The organism is Rhizobium quercicola (assembly GCF_021168455.1).
GTDB classification, from domain to species: Bacteria; Pseudomonadota; Alphaproteobacteria; order Rhizobiales; family Rhizobiaceae; genus Ferranicluibacter; species Ferranicluibacter quercicola.
In genome coordinates, this window is the sequence record NZ_JAJOZR010000012.1 from 19,455 (window position 1) to 43,880 (window position 24,426).

Annotated in this window: 20 protein-coding genes, 1 pseudogene and 1 riboswitch; of the genes and pseudogenes, 10 read left to right on the plus strand and 11 right to left on the minus strand. The window is 65.7% G+C overall.

All coding sequences use genetic code 11. The features are described from left to right. Positions 1-43: 43 nt before the first annotated feature. Positions 44-463 (plus strand): annotated as a pseudogene (locus tag LRX75_RS23435) (DALR anticodon-binding domain-containing protein); the annotation flags it as partial. 7 nt (positions 464-470) lie between these two features. Beyond that, positions 471-968: a 2-thiouracil desulfurase family protein gene (locus LRX75_RS17835; RefSeq protein ID WP_338110337.1), complete on the plus strand. Its 498-nt coding sequence runs from the start codon at positions 471-473 to the stop codon at positions 966-968. 130 nt (positions 969-1,098) lie between these two features. Here LRX75_RS17835 and LRX75_RS17840 read toward each other — a convergent pair whose 3' ends face one another. The 4 genes from LRX75_RS17840 to LRX75_RS17855 form a co-directional block, all read right to left on the minus strand. Next, a complete protein-coding gene (locus LRX75_RS17840) occupies positions 1,099-1,677 on the minus strand; it encodes a plant virulence effector HPE1-like domain-containing protein (RefSeq protein ID WP_231816030.1) in 579 nt (192 codons plus the stop codon). Between the two features lie 97 nt (positions 1,678-1,774). Beyond that, positions 1,775-3,043 (minus strand): phosphoribosylamine--glycine ligase, encoded by a 1,269-nt coding sequence (purD, locus tag LRX75_RS17845; RefSeq protein WP_231816031.1) that lies wholly within the window; start codon positions 3,041-3,043, stop codon positions 1,775-1,777. Between the two features lie 121 nt (positions 3,044-3,164). Then, complete coding sequence (locus LRX75_RS17850; protein WP_231816032.1) at positions 3,165-5,561, minus strand: putative bifunctional diguanylate cyclase/phosphodiesterase; 2,397 nt, start codon at positions 5,559-5,561, stop codon at positions 3,165-3,167. Next, positions 5,558-6,601 (minus strand): polyamine ABC transporter substrate-binding protein, encoded by a 1,044-nt coding sequence (locus LRX75_RS17855; protein WP_231816033.1) that lies wholly within the window; start codon positions 6,599-6,601, stop codon positions 5,558-5,560. Before LRX75_RS17855 ends, LRX75_RS17850 begins: the two co-directional genes overlap by 4 nt. Positions 6,602-6,855: 254 nt before the next feature. Between LRX75_RS17855 and LRX75_RS17860 the strand changes: the two genes are divergently transcribed. Both LRX75_RS17860 and ubiA read left to right on the plus strand, forming a co-directional pair. Further along, entirely contained in the window at positions 6,856-7,284 is a 429-nt protein-coding gene (locus tag LRX75_RS17860) for a CopD family protein (protein WP_231816034.1), read from the plus strand. 63 nt (positions 7,285-7,347) lie between these two features. Next, positions 7,348-8,307, plus strand: coding sequence for a 4-hydroxybenzoate octaprenyltransferase (gene ubiA / locus LRX75_RS17865; RefSeq protein ID WP_231816035.1), 960 nt, complete (start codon positions 7,348-7,350; stop codon positions 8,305-8,307). Between the two features lie 12 nt (positions 8,308-8,319). On the opposite strand, the gene LRX75_RS17870 is transcribed toward ubiA, so the two are convergent. Beyond that, the gene (locus LRX75_RS17870) at positions 8,320-8,487 is read right to left on the minus strand and encodes a hypothetical protein (protein WP_231816036.1); all 168 of its coding nucleotides are present in this window, start codon (positions 8,485-8,487) and stop codon (positions 8,320-8,322) included. A gap of 148 nt (positions 8,488-8,635) precedes the next feature. Continuing rightward, positions 8,636-9,202: a DUF6101 family protein gene (locus tag LRX75_RS17875; RefSeq protein ID WP_113151807.1), complete on the minus strand. Its 567-nt coding sequence runs from the start codon at positions 9,200-9,202 to the stop codon at positions 8,636-8,638. Positions 9,203-9,387: 185 nt separating this feature from the next. Here LRX75_RS17875 and LRX75_RS17880 point away from each other — a divergent pair, with 185 nt between their 5' ends. Then, entirely contained in the window at positions 9,388-11,985 is a 2,598-nt protein-coding gene (locus LRX75_RS17880) for a DUF1217 domain-containing protein (RefSeq protein ID WP_231816037.1), read from the plus strand. Positions 11,986-12,006: 21 nt separating this feature from the next. On the opposite strand, the gene LRX75_RS17885 is transcribed toward LRX75_RS17880, so the two are convergent. The 3 genes from LRX75_RS17885 to LRX75_RS17895 all read right to left on the minus strand — a co-directional run bounded on the left by LRX75_RS17885 (position 12,007) and on the right by LRX75_RS17895 (position 15,368). After that, positions 12,007-13,440: an FAD-binding oxidoreductase gene (locus tag LRX75_RS17885; protein ID WP_231816038.1), complete on the minus strand. Its 1,434-nt coding sequence runs from the start codon at positions 13,438-13,440 to the stop codon at positions 12,007-12,009. A 132-nt stretch (positions 13,441-13,572) separates the two neighbouring features. Continuing rightward, complete coding sequence (locus tag LRX75_RS17890; protein ID WP_231816039.1) at positions 13,573-14,565, minus strand: L-threonylcarbamoyladenylate synthase; 993 nt, start codon at positions 14,563-14,565, stop codon at positions 13,573-13,575. A gap of 209 nt (positions 14,566-14,774) precedes the next feature. Then, the gene (locus LRX75_RS17895) at positions 14,775-15,368 is read right to left on the minus strand and encodes a DUF6656 family protein (RefSeq protein WP_231816151.1); all 594 of its coding nucleotides are present in this window, start codon (positions 15,366-15,368) and stop codon (positions 14,775-14,777) included. A gap of 307 nt (positions 15,369-15,675) precedes the next feature. Next, positions 15,676-15,870: riboswitch (cobalamin riboswitch) on the plus strand. A 146-nt stretch (positions 15,871-16,016) separates the two neighbouring features. Here LRX75_RS17895 and LRX75_RS17900 point away from each other — a divergent pair. Beyond that, positions 16,017-17,261: an aromatic ring-hydroxylating oxygenase subunit alpha gene (locus tag LRX75_RS17900; RefSeq protein ID WP_231816040.1), complete on the plus strand. Its 1,245-nt coding sequence runs from the start codon at positions 16,017-16,019 to the stop codon at positions 17,259-17,261. Between the two features lies 1 nt (position 17,262). Then, positions 17,263-18,381: an FAD-binding oxidoreductase gene (locus tag LRX75_RS17905; RefSeq protein ID WP_231816041.1), complete on the plus strand. Its 1,119-nt coding sequence runs from the start codon at positions 17,263-17,265 to the stop codon at positions 18,379-18,381. Positions 18,382-18,473: 92 nt separating this feature from the next. On the opposite strand, the gene LRX75_RS17910 is transcribed toward LRX75_RS17905, so the two are convergent. Next, complete coding sequence (locus tag LRX75_RS17910; RefSeq protein WP_420851232.1) at positions 18,474-19,439, minus strand: glycoside hydrolase family 25 protein; 966 nt, start codon at positions 19,437-19,439, stop codon at positions 18,474-18,476. Between the two features lie 245 nt (positions 19,440-19,684). Here LRX75_RS17910 and LRX75_RS17915 point away from each other — a divergent pair, with 245 nt between their 5' ends. Then, complete coding sequence (locus LRX75_RS17915) at positions 19,685-20,140, plus strand: BA14K family protein (RefSeq protein ID WP_231816042.1); 456 nt, start codon at positions 19,685-19,687, stop codon at positions 20,138-20,140. Positions 20,141-20,213: 73 nt separating this feature from the next. Here the strand turns inward: LRX75_RS17915 and LRX75_RS17920 are convergent, their stop codons facing one another. Beyond that, the gene (locus LRX75_RS17920) at positions 20,214-21,206 is read right to left on the minus strand and encodes a transporter (RefSeq protein ID WP_231816043.1); all 993 of its coding nucleotides are present in this window, start codon (positions 21,204-21,206) and stop codon (positions 20,214-20,216) included. Between the two features lie 206 nt (positions 21,207-21,412). Here LRX75_RS17920 and LRX75_RS17925 point away from each other — a divergent pair, with 206 nt between their 5' ends. Then, positions 21,413-23,188, plus strand: a complete 1,776-nt coding sequence (locus tag LRX75_RS17925) for an acyl-CoA dehydrogenase family protein (protein ID WP_231816044.1) — start codon at positions 21,413-21,415, stop codon at positions 23,186-23,188. A gap of 9 nt (positions 23,189-23,197) precedes the next feature. Beyond that, the gene (locus LRX75_RS17930) at positions 23,198-23,950 is read left to right on the plus strand and encodes a crotonase/enoyl-CoA hydratase family protein (RefSeq protein WP_231816045.1); all 753 of its coding nucleotides are present in this window, start codon (positions 23,198-23,200) and stop codon (positions 23,948-23,950) included. The last annotated feature ends 476 nt before the right edge of the window (positions 23,951-24,426 follow it).

Here is a 24,426-nt window from a genome sequence, read left to right on the forward strand (position 1 = left end):
AGGTGCCCGGAGGGCGGATGAGGGGCACGCCGCCGCCGGCAACGACGACCTCCTGATGGTCGCCCGGCGCGTCGAGGCGCTGACGGCGTTCGTGACGTCGCAGGAGGGGCTGGACCTGCTGGCGGGCACCAAGCGCGCGACGCAGCTTCTGGCGGCGGAAGAAAAGAAGGGCGCCGTCATCACCGACGCCGTCGATCCCGCGCTGTTTGCCCTCCCGGCCGAAGGCGAGCTTTACGCAGCCGTCAGCACCGCCACATCGGACGCTGCCGAAGCGGTCGCGCGCGAGGATTTCCGGGCCGCCATGGAAGCGCTCTCGACCCTGCGCGCGCCGATCGACCGGTTCTTCGCCGATGTCCTCGTCAATGACGAGAACCCGGCGATCCGGGCGAACCGGCTTGCGCTGCTGGGCCGAATCCGCGCCGCCACCGGCACGGTCGCCGATTTCTCCCGCATCGCCGGTTGAACCTGCGGTGGCTGCGCGGGGCAACATTCTCGTCAGCGCCTGCCTCATGGGCCATGCCGTGCGCTATGACGGCAAGGCCAAGCCCCTGCGCCATGCCAGCCTCGATCGCTGGCAGGCCGAAGGCCGGCTGGTGACGATCTGCCCGGAAATGTCGGCCGGCATGCCGGTGCCGCGTCCCCCCGCCGAGATCGCCGATGGCCGCAGCGGAGCGGCGGTGCTGGCGGGCACGGCACGCGTCATCGAGGCGACCGGCGGCGACATCACCGAGGGTTTCCGGCTGGCGGCGGAGAACGCGCTGAAGCTTGCGCTCGACACTGGCTGCACCCACGCTTTGCTCATCGACGGCAGCCCGTCCTGCGGGTCGCGCAGCATCTATGACGGCGGCTTTTCCGGGCGCAAGCACGAGGGCGAGGGCGTCGCCGCCGCACTCCTGCGCCGCAACGGCATCCGCGTCTTCGCCGATCACGAGATCGAGGCGCTGGTGAAAGAGATCGACGGCCCCTGAGATCAGGGCGGAACAGTCCTCAAAAAAATTGCGCCCCTGCTTCTCTCAGGGACGCAATTTTCCGCCTTGATGTAAGGCGCTTGCCCATCAGACCTTGGCGGCCGGAGAGGGCAGGGACTGGAAGTCGGGATCAGTTTAGCCGAAGCTGCAGGCTTTGCCCATCAAAATCGTGTGAAGATGATTCGCCCGCCGCCGGCGTCTGCTCGGCCGGGGCGACCGAAGCCGAGGCGATCGAGACCGCCGTTGCGGGGCTGAGCGAGGCCGTCGTCATCGCCGCATCCACCGCCACGTTCATGCGGGTGTGCGCCGAAACGCCGCCGCCGGCATCGCTTGCTGCCTTTGCGAGAATGGTGAGGGGCGGCGTGGCCGGCTCCCCGCGCGCGATCCGGATCTCCGCGTCCGACGCCTTGCTGACGAAGGTCACCGGCGAGCCGCCGAGCCAGGCTTCCGCCCGCACACGTTTCATTTCGCCATGGATATCCTTGATTTCGGTCCGGTCCGTGCCGGGCACCAGATCGGGAACGACATAGGTCACGGCGCGGACATCGGGCTTGAGGGCCGGGCAGTCCGTGCAATGCAGCACCGTGACGCTCGGCGCCGATGCCGGCGGCGTGTGCACATAATCGATCGAAGAGGCGCGCACCGACAAGGGCGTCAGGGCCGGGAGGGCCGAGGCAAAGGCGATGCCTGCCAGCAGAAATCCGCGCATGGTCTTCTCCCACAGGTTTGGGAGCACACTACCGGCCGGCCGTTACGGACCCGTCAGGAGAATTGGTAAAGTTTGAATGAACCGCGCGAAAGCCCGTTCAGGCGGTCCGCCCGATCGCGCGCCAGCCGATGTCGCGCCGGCAGAAGCCGTTGTCCCACGAAACCTTGTCGACCGCGGCATAGGCCGCATCGCGCGCGGCCTCCACCGTGTCGCCGATGGCCGTGACGTTGAGCACGCGGCCGCCGGTCGCCACCAGCGCCCCGTCCTTCAGCGCGGTGCCCGCGTGAAACACTTTCATATCGGCCTCTTCCGCCGGCAGCGCGGCGATCGGCGTGCCTTTGTCGTAGGCGGCGGGATAGCCCTTGGAGGCCATCACCACGGTCAGCGCCGTCTCGTCGCGCCACTCGGCTTCCAGCTCGGCCAGTCCGCCGGTCGCCGATGCCAGCAGCAGCGGCAGCAGGTCGCTCTTCAGCCGCATCATCAGCACCTGGCACTCGGGATCGCCGAAGCGCACATTGTATTCGATCAGTTCGGGGCCTTTTTCGGTGATCATCAGCCCGGCAAAGAGCACGCCTTCGAACGGGTGCCCGCTCTCGGCCATGCCGGCCAGCGTCGGCTCGATGATCTCGCGCATCGTGCGGTCGACCATCTCGGCGCTCATCACGGGCGCGGGGGAGTAGGCGCCCATGCCGCCGGTGTTCGGGCCGGTATCGCCGTCGCCGACGCGCTTGTGGTCCTGCGCCGAGCCGAGCGGCAGCGCGTGGGTTCCGTCGCAGAGGCAGAAGAAGCTGGCCTCCTCGCCATCGAGAAACGCCTCGACCACCACCTCGGCACCGGCCGCCCCGAACGCACCGGAGAAGCAGTCCTCGGCGGCGGCAACGGCCTCCTCGATCGTCATGGCGACGGTCACGCCCTTGCCGGCCGCGAGCCCGTCTGCCTTGATGACGATCGGCGCGCCCTGTTCGTGGATATAGGCGATGGCCGGCGCCGCCTCGGTAAACCGGCGATAGGCGCCGGTCGGGATGCCGTAGCGGGCGCAGATATCCTTGGTGAAACCCTTGGAGCCCTCGAGCTGGGCTGCCGCCTGCGAGGGGCCGAAGACGAGGATGTTCTCCGCGCGCAGCATGTCGGCAAGGCCCGCGACCAGCGGGGCCTCGGGGCCGACGACGACGAAGTCGATGCCGGCGCTGAGGCAGAAGGAGAGGACCGCCTCGTGGTTCTCCACGTCGATCTCGATCAGCGTCGCCACGTCCGCAATGCCGGGATTGCCGGGTGCGGCGAAAAGTTGGGTGAGGCGGGGCGACTGGGCCAGCTTCCAAGCCAGGGCATGTTCGCGCCCGCCCGAACCGATCAGCAATACCTTCATCGTGTCTCGTCCTTGCAGCAACCGGGAAAGCAACCGTGCTGTTGCGGTTAAGGCGGCGCTCCCCCCGGGTCAAGGAAAAACGCCCGCTCTCCCGTACCGCCAAGGCTGCCGCAGCCGCCCTCTAGAGAAGCCGCAGCGTTCCCTGCTGGCGCGGGCCGGTCGTCGCGGCCTGCTCGTCCGGCTGCGCCGCCGTCGTCTCGCCCAGCCGCTGCAGCGCCCAGATGCCGAGCTCGTCGAGCGCCAGCGGTCTGGAGATCAGGTAGCCCTGGAAGAAGTCGCAGCCCGCGCGGGTGAGGAAATCGACCTTCTGCTCGCTGTCGACGCCCTCGCCGATGACCACCATGCCGCGCGCGTGGCAGAGCGCGATCAGCGCCGTGAGGGCGGGCGAAAGATCCGGCGTCGCCATGGTCTCCACGATCGCCCGGTCGAGCTTGATCGTGTCGGCGGTATATTCGATGATCTGCTGCACGGAGGTATAGCCCGCGCCGAAATCGTCGATGGAGATGCGGAAGCCGCGGCCGCGCAGCGCCTCGATGTTGCGATGCAGCTGGTCGCCGAGCTTCACGGCATAGGTTTCGGTCAGCTCGATCTCGATCCGGTCCGGCGCGATGCCGTGGCGGGCGGCCTCGCGGGTAAAATGGTCGCCGATGCTGCGGGAATGCAGCTCGGCCGACGAGATGTTGATGGCGAGCACCGCCTGCGGCCCGAACATGGCGCGGATCTTGCCGTAGTCGCTCATGGCGCGGGAGACGACCCACCAGTCGATCTTGGTGAACTGGCCGGAGCTTTCGGCAATCGGTACGAACTCGTCCGGCGTCACCCGGCCGAGCGTCGGCGACGTCCAGCGCAGAAGCGCCTCGCAGCCGGTGACGGTGCCCGCCTGATCGACGATCGGCATGTAGACGAGGTGGAACTGCTCGTCCGGATCGAGCACGCGCAGCTCTTCCTGGATCTGGCGAACCCGGTCGCGTTTGTCCTGCAGGTTGCGCGAAAAGCGCGAGGACTGGTTCTTGCCGCTGGTCTTGGCCTGATACATCGCCGCATCGGCGTTGGAGATCAGCGCAGCGACGCTTTGCGCGTCGCGCGGGCAGAGCGCGACGCCGATGCTCGCGGTCACAGGGTAGATCTTGCCCTGAACCTCGAAGCCGTTGGTGAACAGCGCGAGGATCGCGTCGCACGCCGCCCGGATCGCGCCGGTGCCCGGCTCCGCCTGAATGAGCACGGCGAACTCGTCGCCCGACAGGCGCGCGAGCATGGGCTCCGGCAGGGCGCGCTGCTGCATGATGGGGGCGACCGCATCATGCACCCGCGTTGCAAAGACGCGCAGCAGCTCGTCGCCGACCTCGTGCCCGTGCTTGTCGTTGACGAACTTGAAGTGGTCGATGTCGATGAAGAGAAGGGCGGCGCTGCCGCGACCGGCGACCGCCTCCTGCACGATCCGCCCGGCCAGCACGTTGAACCGGCTGCGATTCTGCATGCCGGTCAGCGCATCCGTCCAGGAGGCCTCCTGCACGCGGCGCAGCGCGCTCGACGAGCGATCGTGCAGTTTCTTGATATTGCCGGTCAGCCGCCCGATCTCGCCGTCGCCGCCGGCATCGACGATCCCGTCGCTCCGCTCGTCCATGACGGCGGTCACCTGCTGATCGAGCGCGGCGATGGGATCGGTGATGAAGCGGCGGATGAGGGTGATCATCAGGCCGATGGAAATCAGGCTCATGCCGACGGTGCCGATGCCCAGCACCAGCGTCAGCTGCCAGAGCGCCTTCGAGGCATAGGCTTCGGGCACGCGCAGCGTCAGGTGCAGCTCGGGGATCAGCGCCACGGTGGCCGCAAGCTCGCCCGGTGTCGCCACCTTCGGCGCAACCGCCGTGAACAGCGGCTCGGTGCCGTACTCGCTCTTCAGCGACTGGAGCATCGCCAGGAACTGGTCCGGCTGGACGGCGACCTGAACGAGCAGCGCCCGGTCCTTGTTGCTCGGCAGCGCGCGGCTGAAGGTGGTGGGGTCGATGAACTCGGAATAGACGATCAGCGGCCGGCTCGTGCCCTCGTTGAGAAAGGTCCAGTTGCGCAGGCTCTCGCCTTTGAAGAGCGTGCGCGCCAGCGTCATCTGCGCCGGGCTGATATCGGCGAAGGGGTCGTCGCTGTTTTCGAAATAGTAGCCGATGGACAGATCCGGCTGCAGGATCGAGAAGGAAATATAGGCCCGCATATCGTCCGACAGCGTGCGGATGGATTCCTGGATGCGCAGCGACAGCGCATTGTTGCGGTAGCTGGCATCCGGCTCGGACATGAAGAGCCGCACCGCATTGCCTTCCAGAAGCGAGTAGAGGAAGCTGCGGCTCTGGTTGGCGTCGGCACGGAACAGCGCCTCGGCATGGTCGAGCTGCTGGAAGATCCGCGCCCGTTCGAGCGACAGCAGGGCTCGGCTTTCCACGACATAGACGAGGCACGCCGCCAGAACATAACCGGCAAGCACGATGGGAAAGATGAGGAAGATCGCGCGCTTGCCGAGAGTCACTGGAAATTCGCCATCGAGCTGATGATCCGGCGCCGGGTCTGGATCGAGGACACCGAAAGCTCGGTCTGGTACTGGCTCCGCTCCAGAATGTCGTCGGGCGTATAGATGGCCGGATCGCTCCGCATCGCCTCGGGAATGAGGGCGAGCGCGGCGGTGCTGGCCGTGGGCATGCCGAGCGTCTGCGCATTCATGGCGGCGCTTTTGGCCGACAGGATGTGGTCGAGCAGCTTCATCGCCAGCGCCTTGCGCGGCGAGGCCGCGGTCACCGCCATGCAATCGAGCCAGGACAGCGTGCCCTCATGCGGCACGGCATAGCGCCAGACGCCCGGCGTGCCCGCCTTCTCGTTCAGCACCTTCTGGTCGCCGCTATAGGCCAGCGCCATGTAGATATCCCGCCCGTAATCCGGGTTGTCGATCGAGGTGATGACGTAGGTATAGGTCAGCACCGACGGCGCCTGTCCCTTCATCACCTCGAAGGCCTGCTTCAGCGTCTCGCTGTCATTGGCATTGATCGATTTGCCGAGCAGGATCAGCGGCGCGATGAACGCCTCGTTGTGGTCGTCATACATGGCGATGTGCTTCTTCAGCGCCGGTGCCGGTTGCATGAGATCCTTCCATGAGGTCGGCGTGGCAGCGACCTTGTCGGAGCGATAGACGATCCCCATCGTGCCCCAGAGATAGGGCGCGCCATATCCGCCGCAGCGCGATGTCCAGTGGGCCGCATAGTCCTTCAGCGACGGCACGTCCTGCGTCGTCAGCGGTGCGAGGATGCCGCGCTTGCCGAACAGGGCGCTGCCGTTCTCGCCGACGACGCTGAGGTCGATATTGCTGTTGGGGTCGGCGAGGATCTCGTCGCGGGCATCGCCGCTGTCGAAATAGATCTGTCGCACGTTGACGCCGGTGGCGGCCGTCCAGTCATCGAGAATGGCCTGGTCGATATAGGCCTCCCAGATCAGAAGGTTGAGGGTTTCGGCGCGCGCCAGGGTCGTGCAGCCGAAAAGCCCGAGCAAAAGCGCCGTCGCTGCAGGTCCGTATCGCATCCGGCTTCCCCTTCATCGTTGCACTGCACGATAGACCGTAAAACTTGCTGAAACTTTACGGTGCCTTACCGGTCGAACGCGCGACGCGAAGCCCGGAAAACGGTCTCGCCGCCCTTACGAAAGACCTTGCGGAACACGTCCATCCTCGGGCACGGTGTGCGCGAAACCAGGTGTTTGCGGCAGGGGCCAATGCACCGTCGCACAGCGCCGTCCGACCGATCCGGGTCGAGCAGGACGGCAGAGGAGACATCGTCTTGAGCTATCTTCTGATCAAATCCCTCCACGTCGCCACCATGGTCGCGTGGATCGGCGGCATGGTTCTTTTGTCGGCGATCCATCTCTGGCTGGCGCGGGCGCAGTGTCCGCGCACCGACCGCGAGACCGCGGTCATCACGACCGTCCGGCGCTGGGACGGGCGCGTGACCTCGCCGGCCATGGGCCTGACCTGGCTGTTCGGCCTCGTCGCGGCCTGGCAGGGCGACTGGTTTACGGCGCCGTGGCTCCATGCCAAGCTGCTGCTGGTCGTCTTTCTCTCGGCTCTGCACGGCATGCTCTCCGGCGCGCTGCGCCGCACCGCCGCCGATCCGAACCGCCTGCCGCCGGCCTTTGCCCGCCATGCCGGCGCCATCGTGCTCGTGACCATGCTGGTCATCGTGCTCCTCGTCGTCGTCAAGCCCTTCTGATCTGCGAATGGAGCTGGTGTCATCGGCTTGACCGGCCGCAGACGAGACGGCAAACAGAATGCCATGAACACACTGCCTTCCGAGAGCGGGCGCGTCTTCGATGCGCCATCGACCAACTGGGTCTATCGCATCCTGCCCCGGCCGCTCTGGCCCTATGCGCAGCTTGCCCGCTGGGACAGGCCGATCGGCTGGCAGCTTCTGATGTGGCCCTGTTTCTGGTCGGCCGCGCTGGCCGCCAATATGGCCGCTCTGGAGGGCACGGCCTCGGTCGGGCGCCTCATCCTGCATCTCGCGCTGTTTCTCGTGGGTTCCATCGCGATGCGCGGCGCCGGCTGCACCTATAACGATATCGTCGATGAGAGGATCGACATGGCGGTGGCCCGCACGCGCTCGCGGCCCCTGCCATCCGGCCGGGTGTCGCGCCGCAACGCCAAGCTCTTCATGGGCTTGCAGGCGCTGGTCGGCCTCGTGGTCCTGCTGCAGTTGAACGCATTTGCGATCGTGCTCGGCATTCTCTCTCTCGGCTTCGTCGCCATCTACCCCTTCGCCAAGCGCTTCACCGACTGGCCGCAGGTCTTTCTCGGCATGGCCTTCTCATGGGGCGCCGTCATGGGCTGGGCGGCGGCGTTCGGCAGCCTTTCGGCCGCACCCGTCATGCTCTACCTCGCCGCCATCGCCTGGACGGTCGGTTACGACACGATCTATGCCTATCAGGACCGCGAGGACGACGAGCTTGTCGGCGTGCGCTCGACCGCGCGCCGTTTCGGGGAACGACCGAAGCCCTGGCTGATCGCGCTCTACGGGCTCACCGTCGGTCTGCTCGTCCTCGCCTTCGCGCTGGCCGGCGCCGGTGCGCTCGCCTACCTCGCGCTCGCCGCCGCCGCCGTCATGCTCTTCTACCAGATCGTCGTGCTCGATATCCACGACGCCGGGCAATGCCTCACCCTCTTCCGCTTCAACGGCAGGGTCGGCCTGATCGTCTTCGCCGGCCTGGCGGCAGCGTTTCTCGTCCGGCTGATCTAGAGGTCCGACCTTTCAGGCGGCCGGCCAGTCGTTGGCGGGATCGGGCACGACCTCGTCCTCGCCGTCGTCGCTATCGACCTTGTTCTGATCCGCGTCTTTCAACAGCCTTTCGCGCTCGGCATCCGTGTTCGCTTGCGTCGGCGCGGCATGGCCGGTCGTCGTCGGTTTGTCCTGTGTCATGGCATGCTCCTCGTCGTTGCTGTCAGGCAACCGGCTCACCGCCGTGATTGTTCCCCGCGAACCGCGCGGGAAGCATGCGGGACCCACAAACAAAAAGCCGGCCGCAGGGACGGCCGACTTTCTGCACTGGAGGAGGAGGTCGAAGAGATCAGCGACGCGCGATGATCTCGGAGCCGTCGATCTTCATCGCCACGCCGAGGCTGCCGGTGGTCCGGCGCATCAGAAAGCGCGGGCGGCGCTTGGTGTGAAGCGAATGGCGGCGGCGCGGCACGATCGGATGGGTCTTCACCTCGCCGAGATGGTTGTCGAGCGGCCGGGCAATGCCGTCGGCTTCCACCATCAGCATGGGGATGCGATAGGCTTCCGACCAGGCGCGCCAGTCGGCGGCGATGTCGGAGAGGTCGTGTGCGACGAGAAGGGGCACGCACAGGTCCGGATCGTCGTGATGCAGTTCCAGTGTCACCGTCACCTCGCCGTCGCCATGGTCGATGGCGCGGGCAGCAACACCCTTGAAGGCCCGCGCCGGCAGCGCGATGGACAGCGGCAGGCCGCTCGACGGCAGAACCTTGCGCATCACCGCGCCGCGTTCGTCGAGGCTGATCGTCACATTGCTCCGGGCGCCCGGCAGCGCAAAGCTGGCATGTTGCGGGAAACGCTTCGGATCGAGCCGCAGTTCGGTGTCGACCCAGGCAGGTTGAGAAACGGTTTTCAGCATGTCATTTCGCCCTTGTTTTACCCTTGAGAGCCGGTTTCCGGTCTTTTCTCATCGAGACGTTTTCGTCTTCTATGGAGGTCAACATAGGCGGCGGCTGTTTGAGACCGCTTAAAATTCGCGGTTAAAAAACTTTGCATTCCCCGATGGTTAGCAAAACTCGACGCTTTACGGTTTAAAAGGCGTCAATGCGCCGCCTCGCATTTTCCGCAAAAAGCCTCGCGCAAGCAGCACCCGTCATGGTGAAGCGACATGGCCGCAGCATGCCGGCGCGTGCCCTTCAGCGCGCGCCGCGCGCGGCGGCCGTCAAGGCAACGGGGCGGCAAATGGCATCGACCTATCTCGACTATAATCTCGTCGTTCGGGACATGAAGGAGAGCATCAATCGCGTCTCCCAGCAGAAGATGGTCGAGCGCGATACCCAGTATTACAAGGACAATATCGGCAAGGTCACGACCGTCGATGCTTTCCTCGACGACTATCGGCTCTATTCCTATGCCATGAAGGCCCACGGCCTGGAGGACATGACCTACGCCAAGGCGTTCATGCGCAAGGTGCTGGAAAGCGACCTCAACGACGATGCCAGCTATGCCAACAAGCTGAGCGACGATCGCTATCGCAATTTCGCGATGGCCTTCAGCTTCGACAAGTCGACCACGGTGGCACAGACCGGCGCACAGGAAGACGCGCTGATCGGTCTCTACAATGCCAATATCGCCAATGCCGACAGCGTCATGAACACCGAGGTGAACTATTTTAACGCAATGACGGCGGGCGGCAATATTCAGACCGTCGATCAGTTCCTGCAGAACGAGCGTTTGCGCGACTATGCCTTTCCGCTGTTCGGACTGAAGCCCGACAATTTCGATTTCACGCAGGTGCGCCAGGCCCTGACGAGCGATATCGGCGACCCCGCAAGCTACGTCAACACCCTGCAGCAATCCGCCGCCGATGCCCTGTCCGGTCGCGGTGCGGAGATCCAGGCGACGATCTCCAAGTTCGACGAGCGCTCCCGCGCCTCCGCGCAGATCAAGACGCTGACGAACAGCCTGTTCCAGCCGGGCGCCGACCAGGCGGCCATTCAGGCGCAAGTCTCCGAGCAGGAGGCGATCTTCAACGCGCTGGACGCCCAGCTTCCGCCGGAATCCCAAACCGCCGCGGCCGTTTCGGTCCTGCAGTCGGAATATGCGCAGCTCGACTATGACGGCACCCTCGCCACCAATCTGAAGGCCATGGCGACGGCCTTCAAGTTCAACCCCGACGGCACCGCCCCCGCCACGGGCCCGCTCATCGGAGACTCCGACAAGGCCTCGATGCGCGAACTCTATTTCGCCTCCGCACCGCGGCTGACCGGTACGGGCGCGCTGATCAACAAGGATTACTTCGAGGCGCACGTCAACGATTTCACCACTGCGACCGACCTTCTCGCCGACAGCCGCATGCGTTCCTACATCATCACGGCCTACGGCATTCCGCGCGGAACGGGCTCCGGCGTGCTCAACGCCATCATCACCAGCGACCTCGACGATCCCACGAGCTACGCCAACACCACCGGTGCGGAGAACAATGCCGCCTACAAGGCGCTGGCCGCCGGCTTCAACTTCAAGCCGGACGGAACGCTGGCGGCCGGCGAGGTGCCCCAGACGGCAGAGCAGACGCGTTCGGCCTCGGCAAACTACATGAACCGCTACAACGATGCGGCGGATGCGTCCGACGCAAGCCTGATCTCCGCCTATAAGGCTCTGATCGGCTCGGCGACCACCGTCGATGCCCTGCTGAACAACCCCAAGGGCCTTCAGGTCGCGCTTTCGGCCTTCGGCCTGGAAAACGAAGGCAAGAGCGTGCGCGAGCTGCGCCGGATCCTGACCAGCGACGTGAACGACCCGAAGAGCTACGTGAACACGCTGAAGGACGACCGTTACGTCAAGCTCGTCAACGCCTTCAACTTCAAGGCGGACGGCAAGATCGGCGCGCCGAAGCTCGCCCAGTCGCAGTCGGAAATTCTGCAGATCTCCAAGGCCTATGTGCTGGCCAAGAGCCAGTTCGGCACGGAGAAGGACAAGACCGACGCGACGGCGGAGGCCAAGTATTATGCGGCACAGATGGAGAAGGTCCAGACGCTCGACGATCTCCTGAAGGATACGCGCATGACGAACTTCATGCTGGTGGCGACCGGCATCGATCCGAAGACGGTGAAGAAGGACGAGCTGAAGAAGATCTTCACCTCCGACCTCTCCGACCCCAAGAGCTACATCAACACGCAGGCGGACTCGCGCTATCGCGAACTGGTCGCCTCCTTCAACTTCGATGCGACCGGCAAGACGGTGCGTCCGCAGGAAAACCAGATCCAGACCCGCCGTGGTCTGCTGGAAACGCAGGACCTCTATTACAACCAGACGCTGGAAGAGCAGAAGGGCGAGGACAATGCCGGCGTCCGCCTGGCGCTCTATTTCCGCCGCATGGCACCGGAAATCGGTTCGTCCTTCGACATTCTCGCCGACAATGCGCTGATGCAGGTGGTGCGCACGGCCTTCAGCATCCCCGAAGAGATGAGCAGCGCCGACGTGGACGTTCAGTCGGAATACATCAAGCGTGTCCTGGACGTGAAGGATCTGCGCGATCCGGAAAAGCTCGAAAAGCTGATGAAGCGGTTCACCGCGCTTTACGATGTGGAAAACAACACCGTGACCTCACCGGCCCTGTCGGTCCTGTCCTCCTCGGGCAGCAGCGCCGGCATCAGCGGCGATTCGCTGCTGGCGATCGCGCAGCTGCGTCGCGGCGGTTGATCGCGGCGCCCGCGCGCATCCTTACGGCCTAATCTGCAGCACCTTGTCCGGGTTCATGATCCCGGCCGGGTCGAACGCGTGCTTGATGCGCTGCATCAGGTCGATCTCGATGCCGTGGCGCACCTCGGCCAGCTCGTCGCGCTTCAGCTGGCCGATGCCGTGTTCGGCAGAGATCGAGCCGCCATGCGCCAGCACGATGCCGTGCACGATCGCGTTCATCTCCCGCCAGCGCTCCAGAAAGGCTCGTCTGTCGGCGCCGACCGGCTGGGAGATGTTATAGTGGATGTTGCCGTCGCCCATATGGCCGAAGGCGCAGATCCGCGCGCCGGGTATCGCCGCCATCACGGCCGCATCGGCCTGCGCCATGAAGGCGGGTATGCTGGCGATGGGCACCGACACGTCATGCTTGATCGACCCGCCCTCCGGCCGCTGCGCCAGCGACAGGCTTTCCCGCATATGCCAGAGCGCCTTCCGCTGCGCCTCGCTGGAGGCGACGATCGCATCGTCCACGAGCCGGTTCTCGATCGCGCCGGAGAGCAGCGCCTCCATCGTGCGGCCGGCACTCTCCGCACTGTCGGCGCTGGAAATGTCGATCAGCGCGTACCAGGGATGCACGGTCGTCATCGGGTCGGTGACGCCGGGAATGTTGCGCACCGAGAAGTCGATGCCGATGCGCGGCATCAGCTCGAACCCGGTCAAGGTCTGCCCGCACAGCGTGGAGGCCCGTTCGAACAGCGCCAGCGCATTCTCGACGGTGCGCAGGCCGGCCAGTGCGACCTCGTGGCCGAGCGGCTTTGGAAACAGCCGCAGCACCGCGCCGGTGATGACGCCGAGCGTGCCTTCCGCGCCGATGAAGAGATCGCGCAGATCGTAGCCCGTATTGTCCTTCTTCAGGCGGCGCAGTCCGTCCCAGATCTCCCCGGTCGGCAGCACCACTTCGAGACCGAGGCACAGCTGGCGCATATTGCCATAGGCCAGAACCGCCGTGCCCCCGGCATTGGTCGAGAGATTGCCGCCGATCCGGCACGACCCCTCCGAGCCGAGCGACAGCGGAAACAGCCGGTCCACCCGGTCGGCCGCCGACTGGATATCGGCGAGAATGCAGCCGGCATCCGCCACGATGACATTGCCGACCGGATCGACATCGCGGATGCGGTTCATCCGCTCCAGCGACAGGAGAATGTCGGCCGCCCCCGTGCGGGGGATCTGGCCCGCCACATGGCCGGTATTGCCCGCCTGCGGCACGATGGCGACGCCGGTCTCGCTGGCAAGCGTCAGGATCGCCGCGACCTCCGCGACATCTGCCGGCTTCAGCACCGCCGGCGTCGTGCCGCGATAGAGCCCGCGCGTCTCCACCAGATAGCGATCCTCGACCTCGGCCCCCACCTCGGCATGTCCGCCGACGAGATCGACGAAGCGCTGGACGAGGGCGGGCGAGGGGACGGTGTTGGTCATGACGGCGCTTTCCGTGAGTTTGTCAGGCATTAAGAGGAATCCGGCATTCCCGGAGAGACACGCGACGACACAGGAATCGAGAGGTCGGCGGGTTCAGAATGAACCTGGCAGGCTCGCATGTCGATGTTCGTCTCAGCGCGGCGCAGCTGCCCGCTCCAGCCGGTCGCGGATGGCCTCGCCGAGACCGTCGTCCGGAATGGCGGAAAAGGCGATCGTCCGGGCGCCGGTGGCGTCGGCCTGCTTCATATAGGAAAAGAGGTGGGCGGCGGCTTCCCGCAGATTGCCGGTCGGGCTGAGGTCGAGCACGATCGCGGCCTTTTCCTCGCCGGGAAGCGCCACGCCGCCGAAGCGGATCAGCGCCTCGCCCGGCCGCACCTCGGTCGCATCCAGCCGCACGGCGGCATCCGGCGCATAATGCGAGGCGAGCATGCCGGGCGCCTCCAAGGCGGCACCGACGGCCTGAATGGCCGCACCCGCGGTCTCCGGTCGCAAAAGCCGCTGGCCTGCGACAGCCTCGATGTCGGCCGCCGCCAGCCCGCCCGGCCGCAGCAGGCGAAGCTGCCCGTTCTCCACCTTCACGATGGTCGATTCCAGCCCGATGCCGGCCGGTCCCGCGTCGAGAATGAGGTCGATGGCCGATCCGAGATCGTCGGCCACATGCGCGGCCGTCGTCGGGCTGATCCGCCCCGACGTGTTGGCGCTGGGGGCCGCCAGCGGCTTGCCGAAAGCGGAAATGACCGCGCGCGCAAAACCCTCCGGCATCCGCAGGCCGAGCGTCTCGAGCCCGGCCGTGGCCAGCGCATGCACCGCGCTGTCGGGCGCCCGCGCGACCACCAGCGTCAGCGGCCCCGGCCAGAAGGCCTCGGCGAGACGCCGCGAGATCGGATCGAACAGGCCATGGCGCGCGGCCATCTCCATGTCGGACACATGCGAGATCAGCGGATTGAAGCGCGGCCGGCCCTTCACCTCGTAGATCGAGGCGATCGCCTCGGCCCGCGTCGCATCGGCCGCAAGCCCGTAGACGGTCTCCGTCGGCAAGGCGATCGGCCGGCCGCGGCCGAGCACGTCCACGGCACGCGCCAGCGCGCCCGCCCGGTCCAAGGTCGTGTCGATGATCTCTGCCATGCCGTTTTCGCGCTTCCGTCCGGTGAAGCGGCTGTCTTAAAGGATCGCGCAGGAATGTGCAGCGGTTTTGCGGGTGCGACGCGCGAAAAAGCAGAGACGCGAAGCGTACGGCCCTATCTGGAAATGGTACAGGAGAGCCCGTGTCGAAAGGCGACGGCGTCTCGGCCCTGCGTCGGTCCCGCTTTCGCGCCCGAGGAGAGGGCGCCGGCTCAGAGCGCGCGGATGATCGTGCGCAGGGCGTCGTTTTTGGCGCCCAGCATCAGCACGTTCTTCAGCGCCGTCTTCGGGTCCTGCGTGCGGAAGAGAAGGCCGCCATCGCGGACGGTGCGGTTGATCACGAGCTTGCCCTGCTCGCGGTCGAGGTCCATCGCGACGGCGAAATACATGCGCGAATATCCGCGCCGGACATCGTCGAAGAAATGTTCGTCCTTGCCGATCTCGCAGAAGAAATTGGCCATGTAGAACGACCAGCGGACATCGTCATAGTCCGCGAACCTGGTCCGCGCCGCCGTCACGTGGCAGTAGCCGAGATGCGGGCTGCCATCGAGCGTGCGGTGGAAGATCATCTTGGGAAAGCGGATCGACGCGTGAAAGCCGTTGATGCGGTCGTAGGCGAGCGTGCCGGCGGCCTCCAGCTTGCGCCCGGTCCGCTCCGCCACTTCCTTGTGCGTCAGGTAGCGCCGCGCGGCGCGCGCGTCGGAGGTCGAGCGGTTGATGCGGCCCGTGCGCAGGTAATCCGTGTACACGCCCCCGCGTTGTTCCTTGGGGGCCTTGGCATCATCATAGTAGCGCAGGTTGGCCATGGTCTGGTCCAGCATGGATGATCTTCCTTTTCGTCAGTTTTACGGGCCCGCCATGGCGCGAGGCTTGCGTCATCAGGCCATGTGTCGTCGGGATGGGGGCGGGGCGCGGTCCTCGATGTCGCAAATGCGCACGCCGTCGCGATGCGCAAGGCCGACCGGAAAAGCGACATCTGCCCAGATTTCACGCATCCTGTTGTTTCTCTTGAAGGATCGGCGCACGCAGCGCGAAAAATGCCCGGCGATCGCGCGTGTCGTCTTTCTCAAATCGCGTGTCGCTTCTTGGCCTCTGAAATCGGCCGGCGCGGCGTTAGATAGAGAGGCTCAAGGCGCCGGTTTCCAAGGGATCCGGACAAATTGGGAAGCCGGTCGAAACCCGGCGCTGCGCCCGCAACGGTGGTGGAGCATGACGCCGGCAGAGCCTTCTCGAGGGGTTGAGCAACCCCGAGGTCTGTATGGCGGGATGCCCCTGAGCCCGGACACCTGTCTTGCGCCGACGGTACGGTCATTGATGTGAATGTCTTGGTGCGGCGGTTGCCGGGTGCGAGCGAAAACGGCTTTCCCGGCCATACCGGCCCTGTCTATGGCCCCTTGACGGGGTTTCGGGATGGCGACCCCTCGGAAGGGTCCGTGGTATAAAGGAACGGGAACATGGATTTTCGCAGCGAAGTGCTCCGCACGCTCCGGAACCGGCGCGAGACCCACAGCCTCGAGCAGGCATTCTATACGGATCCCGATCTCTACAAGCTCGACCTGCAGGAGATCTGGTACAAGGACTGGCTCTTCATCGGCCATGACTGCGAGATCCCCAAGGCCGGCAATTATTTCACGGTCCAGATCGGCGACTATCCCGTCGTCATCACCCGCGACCGTCAGGGCGCCATTCATGCCCTGCACAATGCCTGCCGCCACCGCGGCTCGCGCGTCTGCACCCAGGCCAAGGGCGCGTCCGCCAAGCTCGTCTGTCCCTATCACAACTGGACCTACGAGCTGGACGGCAAGCTGATGTTCGCCCGCCAGATGGGTGAGGACTTCGACAAGTCCGCCCACGGCCTGAAGCCCGTCGCCTGCGAGACCATTGCCGGCTACATCTTCATCAGCCTCGCCGCCGAGCCGCTCGATTTCGCGCCCGTGCGCGACATGGTCACCTCCTACCTCGCACCGCACAATCTCAAGGACACGAAGGTGGCCTTCGAGAGCACCATCGTGGAGAAGGGCAACTGGAAGCTCGTCTGGGAAAACAACCGCGAGTGCTACCACTGCGCCAGCAACCACCCGGAACTCTGCCGCACCTATCCCGAGGCCCCCTCGGCCACCGGCGTGCAGGGCGCCAAGGACGATCCCGTCATCTCCGAGCACTGGAGCCGCTGCGAGGCCTCCGGCCTGCCGAGCGAGTTCCGCATCGATCCGACGGGCCAGTTCCGCGTCGCGCGCATGCCGCTGATCCAGGATGCCGAGAGCTACACGATGTCCGGCGCCCGCGCCGTCAAGCGCCGTCTGTCGGATGCCGTGCCCCAGAGCCACATCGGCACGCTGCTGATGTTCCACTATCCGAGCACCTGGAACCACGTGCTGGCCGACCACGCCATCACCTTCCGCGTGCTGCCGCTCGGGCCGGAACTGACGCAGGTCACCACCAAGTGGCTGGTCCACAAGGATGCCGTGGAAGGCGTCGATTACAATCTTGAAGAACTCACGCACGTCTGGACCGAGACCAACGATCAGGACCGCCAGATCGTCGAGGAAAATGCCTTCGGCATCCGCTCGCCGGCCTATGAGCCGGGACCCTACTCGCCCGAGCACGAAGGCGGCGTCATGCAGTTCGTGGAGTGGTACACGACGTTCATGCAGGATCGCCTGACCGGCGTCCACGCGCCGCTTGTCCGCGTGGCGTGACATGAGCCAAAGCATCGGCATCGCATCGCCGTTCCGTCACTTCGATGAGCTGCAGCCCTGGAACGATCGCCAGCACCTGCTCGAATGCATCGCGGCGACGGTCGAGGCGCCCGACGTCATGACCTTCGTGTTCAGGTCGGATCGCGACGGCTGGTTCCGCTACCTGCCGGGCCAGTTCGTCACGCTGGAAATTCCGGTGACGGCCGACGATCCGGTGATGCGGACCTATACGCTCTCCTCGACGCCCTCGCGTCCCTTCTCCATCGCCGTCACGGTGAAGGCGCAGGCGACCTCGGTCGGCACGCGCTGGATGTTCGAAAACCTGCGCCCGGGCATGACGCTCAAGGCCTTCGGTCCGCTCGGCGACTTCTCCTTCGTGCGCTATCCCGGCGAAAAATACCTGTTCGTCTCCGCCGGCTCCGGTATCACGCCGATGATGTCGATGACGCGCTGGTTCTCCGATTGCGCGCCGCAGACCGATATCGCCTTCATCTCCTGCGCCCGCCGACCCGACGATCTGCTCTTCCGGTCCGAACTGGAAACGCTCAGCCCCGGCATGCCGAACCTGTCGCTCGGCTTCGTCGTGGAAGGCCACGAGCCCCGCCATGGCTGGCACGGCCTGCGCGGTCGCATCGATGCCGCCAAGGTGGCGCTGCTGTCGCCCGATTTCATGACCCGCACGGTGTTCTGCTGCGGTCCCGAGCCCTTCATGCGCGGCGTGCGCGAGATGCTGCAGGCATCCGGCTTCGACATGGCGCGCTACCACGAGGAAAGCTTCCAGCCGGCCGCCGCCCCCAATGTCGACGAACTCGCCGTCCGTGCCGGTGCCGGCGAGGTCGATGGCGACCAGCCGATCGTCGCCCCCACCGTCACCTTCACCATGGCCGGCAAGGAGGCCAGGTGCATCCCCGGCCAGACGGTGCTCCAGACCGCCCGCGCCGCCGGCGTGCGCATCGGTGCGGCCTGCGAAAGCGGCCTCTGCGGCACCTGCCGCGTCATGAAGATCTCGGGCGAGGTCGACATGAACCACAATGGCGGCATCCTCGACGAGGAAGTCGAGGAAGGCTACATCCTCGCCTGCTGCTCCCGCCCGCTGACGGATGTGCAGATCGAGGCGTGAGCGGGCGACCGTCCGTCGCAAAGACCCCGTGACCTGACGTCCGTCGGGTCGGAGACGGTGCGCGCTCGTGAGAATTCGAGGATGATCGGCCGTTACCGCGAGGCGATCCGTGCGCCGATGGAGGAGGTCGTCATCGCGTCCACGCCGATCGCCTGCGCGCCGATGCAGGCCGGGCGTGTGCCGCTGGCCGAGACGAGCATGAGGACGGGCGGATCGAGGGCCGGGATCGACGGAGCCGGTTCCGGAGGCAGCGGCTTTGCCGGTACCAGGTCGCCCTTGGCCCATTCCGCCTTGAGCCGCGCGGCATCCATCGGTGCCACGTTGACGTCGATATCGGGCAGGGTTCCACTGATGCGGTAGGGACAGCGCCGCTTGTTGCAGTTGGCGCCGGAGGAGAACTGCCAGAGCGCGTAGCTGTCCCAGTTGCCCATGGGAAAGACGTTGCGGATGCCCGGCTTGTAGCGCGCATACCAGAGCGGCAGGCGCGAGAGGATCGGGTAGAGCGCGCGGTGATCGGCGATATGGCGGGCGGTCGAGTGGTTGGTGTAGAGCATCGGATACCGGCCCGTGCGCGTCTTGATGTGCTGCGCGAAGATCTCGCCATCTTCGAGCGACATGAAATTTTCCGGGTCGATGCCCTCGATGTCGAGCACCATCAGCTCGTCGGCGGCGGGTTCGGCATAGGCGAGGAAGTGATTGGCCTGCTCGATCGGGTTGCCCGGCCGCGCCAGATGATAGGCGCCCCAGAGAAGCCCGCTTGCCCGCGCCACCAGGCGCCGGGTCTGGTAAAGCTCGCGGCTGACGGCATATTTCCGCCACATCGTCTTGCAGTGCGCGAAGCTATCGCCCTTGTGCTCGCCTGTGCAGGAAAAGCTCTCCGGCAGGCCGTCGGAGGCTTTTGAGACGAAACCCGCGATCCGCTTGTCCTTCAGCATCTCCTGCCAGTCGACGACGTTCAGCTCGTAGGCATCGATCACCAGCGCCGGTTCCGGTTTCTTCCAGGGCTCCAGATCCACGGCAAGGCCGCGTTGCGGTGCGAGCATGGCGCTCAGCGCCATAACAAGGCCCAGCGCCACGGCCGAGCCGCGCCCGAGAGGGGTGTGATGGAACGCGCCGGCAATGGTTCGGGCGATGTTTCGCATGCGCACGATGCTGCGCTCACATGGTTAACGCGCCGTTAACATCTGCCGTCTGCGCCTGTCCTGTCTCCGTCACGGAGGGAACCAATGACGATTCCGCCCGTTGTCAGGCCAGGAAACGCCGTGCCCCCGCCGTCGTTCGATAAAAATCCAAGGAGGAAACAATGGGTCTCTTCAACGCCAAGCTCCTTTCGGCCGCCGGCCTGTCGGCAGCGCTCTTCGTCACGTCGTTCGTGCCCGTACAGGCCATGGTGCCGATCCCGGTCCAGAAGCCGGTGCAGACGGCCAATGCAGCCGAGCCCGTGCAGTACCGGGATCGCGACCGCGACGACTGGCGCCGTCGTGGCATGCATCGTCGCGGTGATGCCTACTATTACAACGGTCATCGCGGCTATCGCGAACGCCGCCGCGGCTACCGCGAACACAACGGCGTCTGGTTCCCGCTCGCAGCGTTTGCGACCGGCGCCATCATCGGCGGCGCCATCAACAACGACCGTCCGGCCCGTGTGGGCGGAAGCCATGTCGCCTGGTGCCAGGATCGTTACCGTTCCTACCGCGCCTACGACAACACCTACCAGCCCAACAGCGGCCCCCGCCGCCAGTGCAATTCGCCGTACTGATTGGCTGCCTGTCGCGAGCGCATGGAAAAGGCATCGGGTCTCCCGGTGCCTTTTTTGCGTTCTGGTCCCGTCGTCAGAGAATGCCGATGCGCTTCAGGATCGTCCAGGCAAACGCCATGGACATCACGATGAAGACGCCGGCGATGAGGGTGCCGTGGATGCCGCCGGCGAGCGGCAGGTCGCTGGTGTTCATGCCGAAGAAGCCGGTGACGAGCGTCGGTGGCAGCAGGAAGGCGGTCATCAGCGAGAGGATGTAGAGGTGGCGGTTGGTCTCCGAGGAGAGCTTGCTGTCGATCTCCTCGTGCAGCAGCCGCGCGCGCTCCTGCAGGGCGAAAACGTCGCGATCCACCGTTTCCAGACGGTCGGTCAGGCGCTCGGCGACGTCGATGAAGCCGGCGGGCACCTCGTCCTCGTCGGAGGCCGCGGCGCGTCTGAGAAGGGCCAGCAGCGTGCGCAGGTGCCGGTGCAGCCGCACGGCGGTGCGGCGCAGCGGTGCCAGCCGCGGCTGGTCGTTGTGCCCCGCCTCGCCATAGACCTCGTCCTCGATGACGTTGAGTTCCTCCGTCAGTTCCAGCACCAGCCCGATCAGGGTACGCTGGAACTCGATCACCATCATCTCGAACAGGTCGATCGGCCGCAGGCAGCGCGGGTTCTTCTCGATTGCCGCCTTGACCCGGTCGATGCTGCGCAGCGGATGCAGCCGCGTCGTCACGATCACCTTGTCCGTCACTGCGAAATGCAGCCAGCCGATGGTCTTCGTCATCTGGTCGAAGGTCCGCTCGAAATCGACCAGCGTGCCGTGCACCATGGCTTCGTCGGTCGTGATCGCGGCTTGCGTGTCGTGGCTCGATAGAGTTGCCAGCGCGTCGGCGGGCAGATCGCAGATCTTCTGGATCAGCGCCGGCGTGCGCGCGTCGCTCAGCGCCAGATGCAGCCACAGCCAGCCATCGTCCGCCGTCAGCGTCTCCAGCGGCGCATCCGCGGAGATGCGCTCGCCGCGGCTCTGGCCCGGGCGGAAGCGATAGGCCCAGACGAGGCCGGGAATGTCGGGCGAAACGAGGTTCATGACGGAATGTCCGGCGGTCGGTAGGGTGCTGTATCCCTGTTCTATGACAGTTTCGTTGCAAGGCAAATGACGCCGGGCAAACGCGCCGACCGATCGAAAACATCCGCGACGATAGCGCAGCCCGGTTGACGTTTACGTAAAAATCAATAATTTGGCCGGCGGCGCAGGAGAAGACGGGTGGGCGCCGGCAAAGGCAGGAGAAACGCATGTATACATCGCCTGTGGACGACATTCTGTTCACGCTCAAGCATATCGCCGGCCTTGATGGCGACGCGTCCATCGATGCGGATATCGTGGAGGCGGTCGTGTGGGAGGCAGGTCGCTTCTGCGACGCGACCATCGCGCCGGCGGCCGCGCGCGGGGACAAGGAGGGCTCCAGGCTCGCCAATGGCGAGGTCCGCTCGCCGACGGGCTGGCCGGAGATCTATCGCGCCTGGGCCGCCGCCGGCTGGAACGGGCTTGCCGCACCGATGGAAGCGGGCGGGCAGGGCCTGCCGCACCGTCTGCAGATCGCCGCCATGGAGATCTGGAACGGCGGCTCGATGGCGTTCGCGCTCGCACCCATGCTGACGGCCGGTGCCGCCGAAGCGCTCGCCGCGCATGGTTCCGATGCCCTAAAGGCCCGCTTCCTGCCGAAGATGGTCTCCGGCGAATGGACCGGCACGATGAACCTGACCGAACCCCATGCCGGCTCCGACCTCGGCACGCTGCGCACCCGTGCGGAACGCCGCGACGACGGCACCTACCGGATTTTCGGGCAGAAGATCTACATCACCTGGGGCGAACACGACTTCACGGACAATATCGTCCACCTCGTTCTCGCCCGCCTGGCGGATGCGCCCGAGGGCACGCGCGGCATTTCCCTGTTCCTGGTGCCCAAATTCATCGTCAACGAGGACGAGACGCTGGGTGCGCGCAACGATCTCTTCTGTCACTCGATCGAGGAGAAGCTCGGCATCCATGCCTCGCCCACCTGCACCATGATCTATGGCGACGGCCGTTTCGGCGCGGAGGCCGGTGCCGTCGGTTACCTGATCGGCGAGGAAAATCGCGGGCTCGCCTGCATGTTCACCATGATGAACAACGCGCGCCTTGCCGTCGGCGCCCAGGGCGTCGCCATGGCGGAAGCCGCCACGCAAGGGGCGCTCGCCTATGCGCGGGAGCGCCGTCAGGGCAAGGCCCCCGGGGCGGATTTGGGCGCCACAGCCGCCAGCCCCATCATCGACCATCCCGATATCGCCCGCACCCTTCTGACCATGAAGGCGCTGACGCAGGGGTCGCGCGCCATCACCTATCTCTGTGCGGAGGCGGTCGATCGCGCCCATGAGGCCGAAGGCGACGAGAAGCGCCATTGGCAGGATCGCGCGGCGCTCCTGACACCGATCGCGAAATCCTTCCCTACGGATGTCGGGGTCGAGGTTGCCTCGCTCGGCATCCAGGTCCATGGCGGCATGGGCTTCGTGGAGGAAACGGGTGCCGCCCGCCTGCTGCGGGATGCGCGCATCGCGCCGATCTACGAAGGCACGAACGGCATCCAGGCCATCGACCTCGTCACCCGCAAGCTGCCGCTCGGCGACGGTGCTCATGTGCACGGCCTCATCGCGGAACTCTCCGCCATTGCAAAGGCCGTGCCCGCAGCCGATGGCGGCACGGGCGCGTGGGGCGAAACCGCCGCACGTCTCGACAAGGCGATCGGTGAACTGGAAACGACGACGCAGTGGCTCCAGTCCGCGCTGGCGGGCGGACATCTGGCGCAAGCGCTGGCCGGGGCCACCGCCTATCAGCGCCTCTTCGGCCTTGTCCTCTCCGGCGCGCTGCTGGCCAAAGGGGCGGCGGTCGCGGTGGACGATGGCCGCCGGCCGCAGCGCATCGCGCTTGCCCGCTTCCTTTCCGAAAACCTGCTCGGCGAAACGGCCGCGCTTGCCGACGCCATCCTTCATGGCGCCGACAGCCTCGAGGCTGCGCGCATCGCGCTGAACTGAGATCCCGATATGACCGACGAGACGATCCTCATCGAAAAGCCGGACGCCGCCATCCGCGTCATTCGGCTGAATCGCCCGGAAAAGAAGAACGCCATCACCCGCGCCATGTATGTGGCAATGACGGAGGCGCTCGCAGCGGCCGAGGCGGACGACGACGTCCGCGTCATCGTCTTTCTTGGCACGCCCGGCTGCTTTTCCGCCGGCAACGACATGGCCGACTTCGCCCAGATGGCGATCAGCGAGACGCTGGGAACCGAAGTCCTCGGCTTTCTCCGTGCGCTCGCGACCGCGACCAAGCCGCTCGTCTCCGGCGTCGATGGCCTGGCGATCGGCATCGGCACGACGCTGAACCTGCATTGCGATCTCACGGTCATCTCCACCCGCACCCAGCTGCGAACCCCGTTCGTGGATCTTGCACTGGTGCCGGAAGCCGCCTCCAGCCTCATCGTTCCCCGCATCATCGGCCATCAGCGCGCCTTCGCGCTGCTGGCCGCCGGCCTGCCGATCGCTGCCGAAGACGCCGTCGCTGTCGGCCTCGTCTGGAAAGCGGTCGCGCCCGAAGGGCTGGAGGATGAAACGCTCGCCGCGGCCGCCATGCTCGCCGCCAAGCCGCCCCAGGCCCTGCGCATCGCCCGCCAGCTCCTGCGCGGCGACACGACGGATATTCTGGCCCGCATCGACATCGAAGCCGAGCACTTCGCCGCCCGCCTGAAAAGCGCCGAAGCCCAATCCGCCTTTATGGCCTTCCTCTCCAAGCGCTGAGGGAGCCTGGAAGGGCCTGCGGTGTCTTGCAGCAGGAAGCAGCAGGATGTATAATCGCGGAGTGGCAGCCGAAGCGCGAACTTCGACCGCCTTTCGCTCAGACTTGGAATGTTACCCGCACGCGCATTCGCCAGCCCGTGCGGGTTTTCCATATCTCAAGCGTGATACCAACGGGTAGATACCCCATTCGCCTCACTCCTGTTCGACAGCAAAGCCTATGCCGAGGTCGGGGAGGCTCATCGTCCCCGACGCGCTGGCTGGCACAGCGCTTTCTGCTTTTGCCGCGAACGGCCAAGCGTAGCAGAACGGTATTCTTTATATAAGGAATTTCTACTGTTATGACGATGCAGCTGATCAAGTGACTTGGTTGTCTGCGCGACGTATCTTGCACGCGGCAGACAAGGCTGTATATTAGCGGAGTGACAGCCGAAGCGCCAACTCCGGCTGTCGTTTCGCTTAGATGAGGAATGTGACCC

Coding starts and splice junctions, on each gene's coding strand:
- LRX75_RS17840 (WP_231816030.1), bottom strand. CDS start 1,677: ATGCGCGGATTTCTGCTGGCAGGCATCGCCTTTGCCTCGGCCCTCCCG.
- purD (WP_231816031.1), bottom strand. CDS start 3,043: ATGAAGGTATTGCTGATCGGTTCGGGCGGGCGCGAACATGCCCTGGCT.
- LRX75_RS17855 (WP_231816033.1), bottom strand. CDS start 6,601: ATGCGATACGGACCTGCAGCGACGGCGCTTTTGCTCGGGCTTTTCGGC.
- ubiA (WP_231816035.1), top strand. CDS start 7,348: ATGAACACACTGCCTTCCGAGAGCGGGCGCGTCTTCGATGCGCCATCG.
- LRX75_RS17870 (WP_231816036.1), bottom strand. CDS start 8,487: ATGACACAGGACAAACCGACGACGACCGGCCATGCCGCGCCGACGCAA.
- LRX75_RS17875 (WP_113151807.1), bottom strand. CDS start 9,202: ATGCTGAAAACCGTTTCTCAACCTGCCTGGGTCGACACCGAACTGCGG.
- LRX75_RS17880 (WP_231816037.1), top strand. CDS start 9,388: ATGCGCCGCCTCGCATTTTCCGCAAAAAGCCTCGCGCAAGCAGCACCC.
- LRX75_RS17885 (WP_231816038.1), bottom strand. CDS start 13,440: ATGACCAACACCGTCCCCTCGCCCGCCCTCGTCCAGCGCTTCGTCGAT.
- LRX75_RS17890 (WP_231816039.1), bottom strand. CDS start 14,565: ATGGCAGAGATCATCGACACGACCTTGGACCGGGCGGGCGCGCTGGCG.
- LRX75_RS17895 (WP_231816151.1), bottom strand. CDS start 15,368: ATGGCCAACCTGCGCTACTATGATGATGCCAAGGCCCCCAAGGAACAA.
- LRX75_RS17900 (WP_231816040.1), top strand. CDS start 16,017: ATGGATTTTCGCAGCGAAGTGCTCCGCACGCTCCGGAACCGGCGCGAG.
- LRX75_RS17905 (WP_231816041.1), top strand. CDS start 17,263: ATGAGCCAAAGCATCGGCATCGCATCGCCGTTCCGTCACTTCGATGAG.
- LRX75_RS17910 (WP_420851232.1), bottom strand. CDS start 19,439: ATGGCGCTGAGCGCCATGCTCGCACCGCAACGCGGCCTTGCCGTGGAT.
- LRX75_RS17915 (WP_231816042.1), top strand. CDS start 19,685: ATGGGTCTCTTCAACGCCAAGCTCCTTTCGGCCGCCGGCCTGTCGGCA.
- LRX75_RS17920 (WP_231816043.1), bottom strand. CDS start 21,206: ATGAACCTCGTTTCGCCCGACATTCCCGGCCTCGTCTGGGCCTATCGC.
- LRX75_RS17925 (WP_231816044.1), top strand. CDS start 21,413: ATGTATACATCGCCTGTGGACGACATTCTGTTCACGCTCAAGCATATC.
- LRX75_RS17930 (WP_231816045.1), top strand. CDS start 23,198: ATGACCGACGAGACGATCCTCATCGAAAAGCCGGACGCCGCCATCCGC.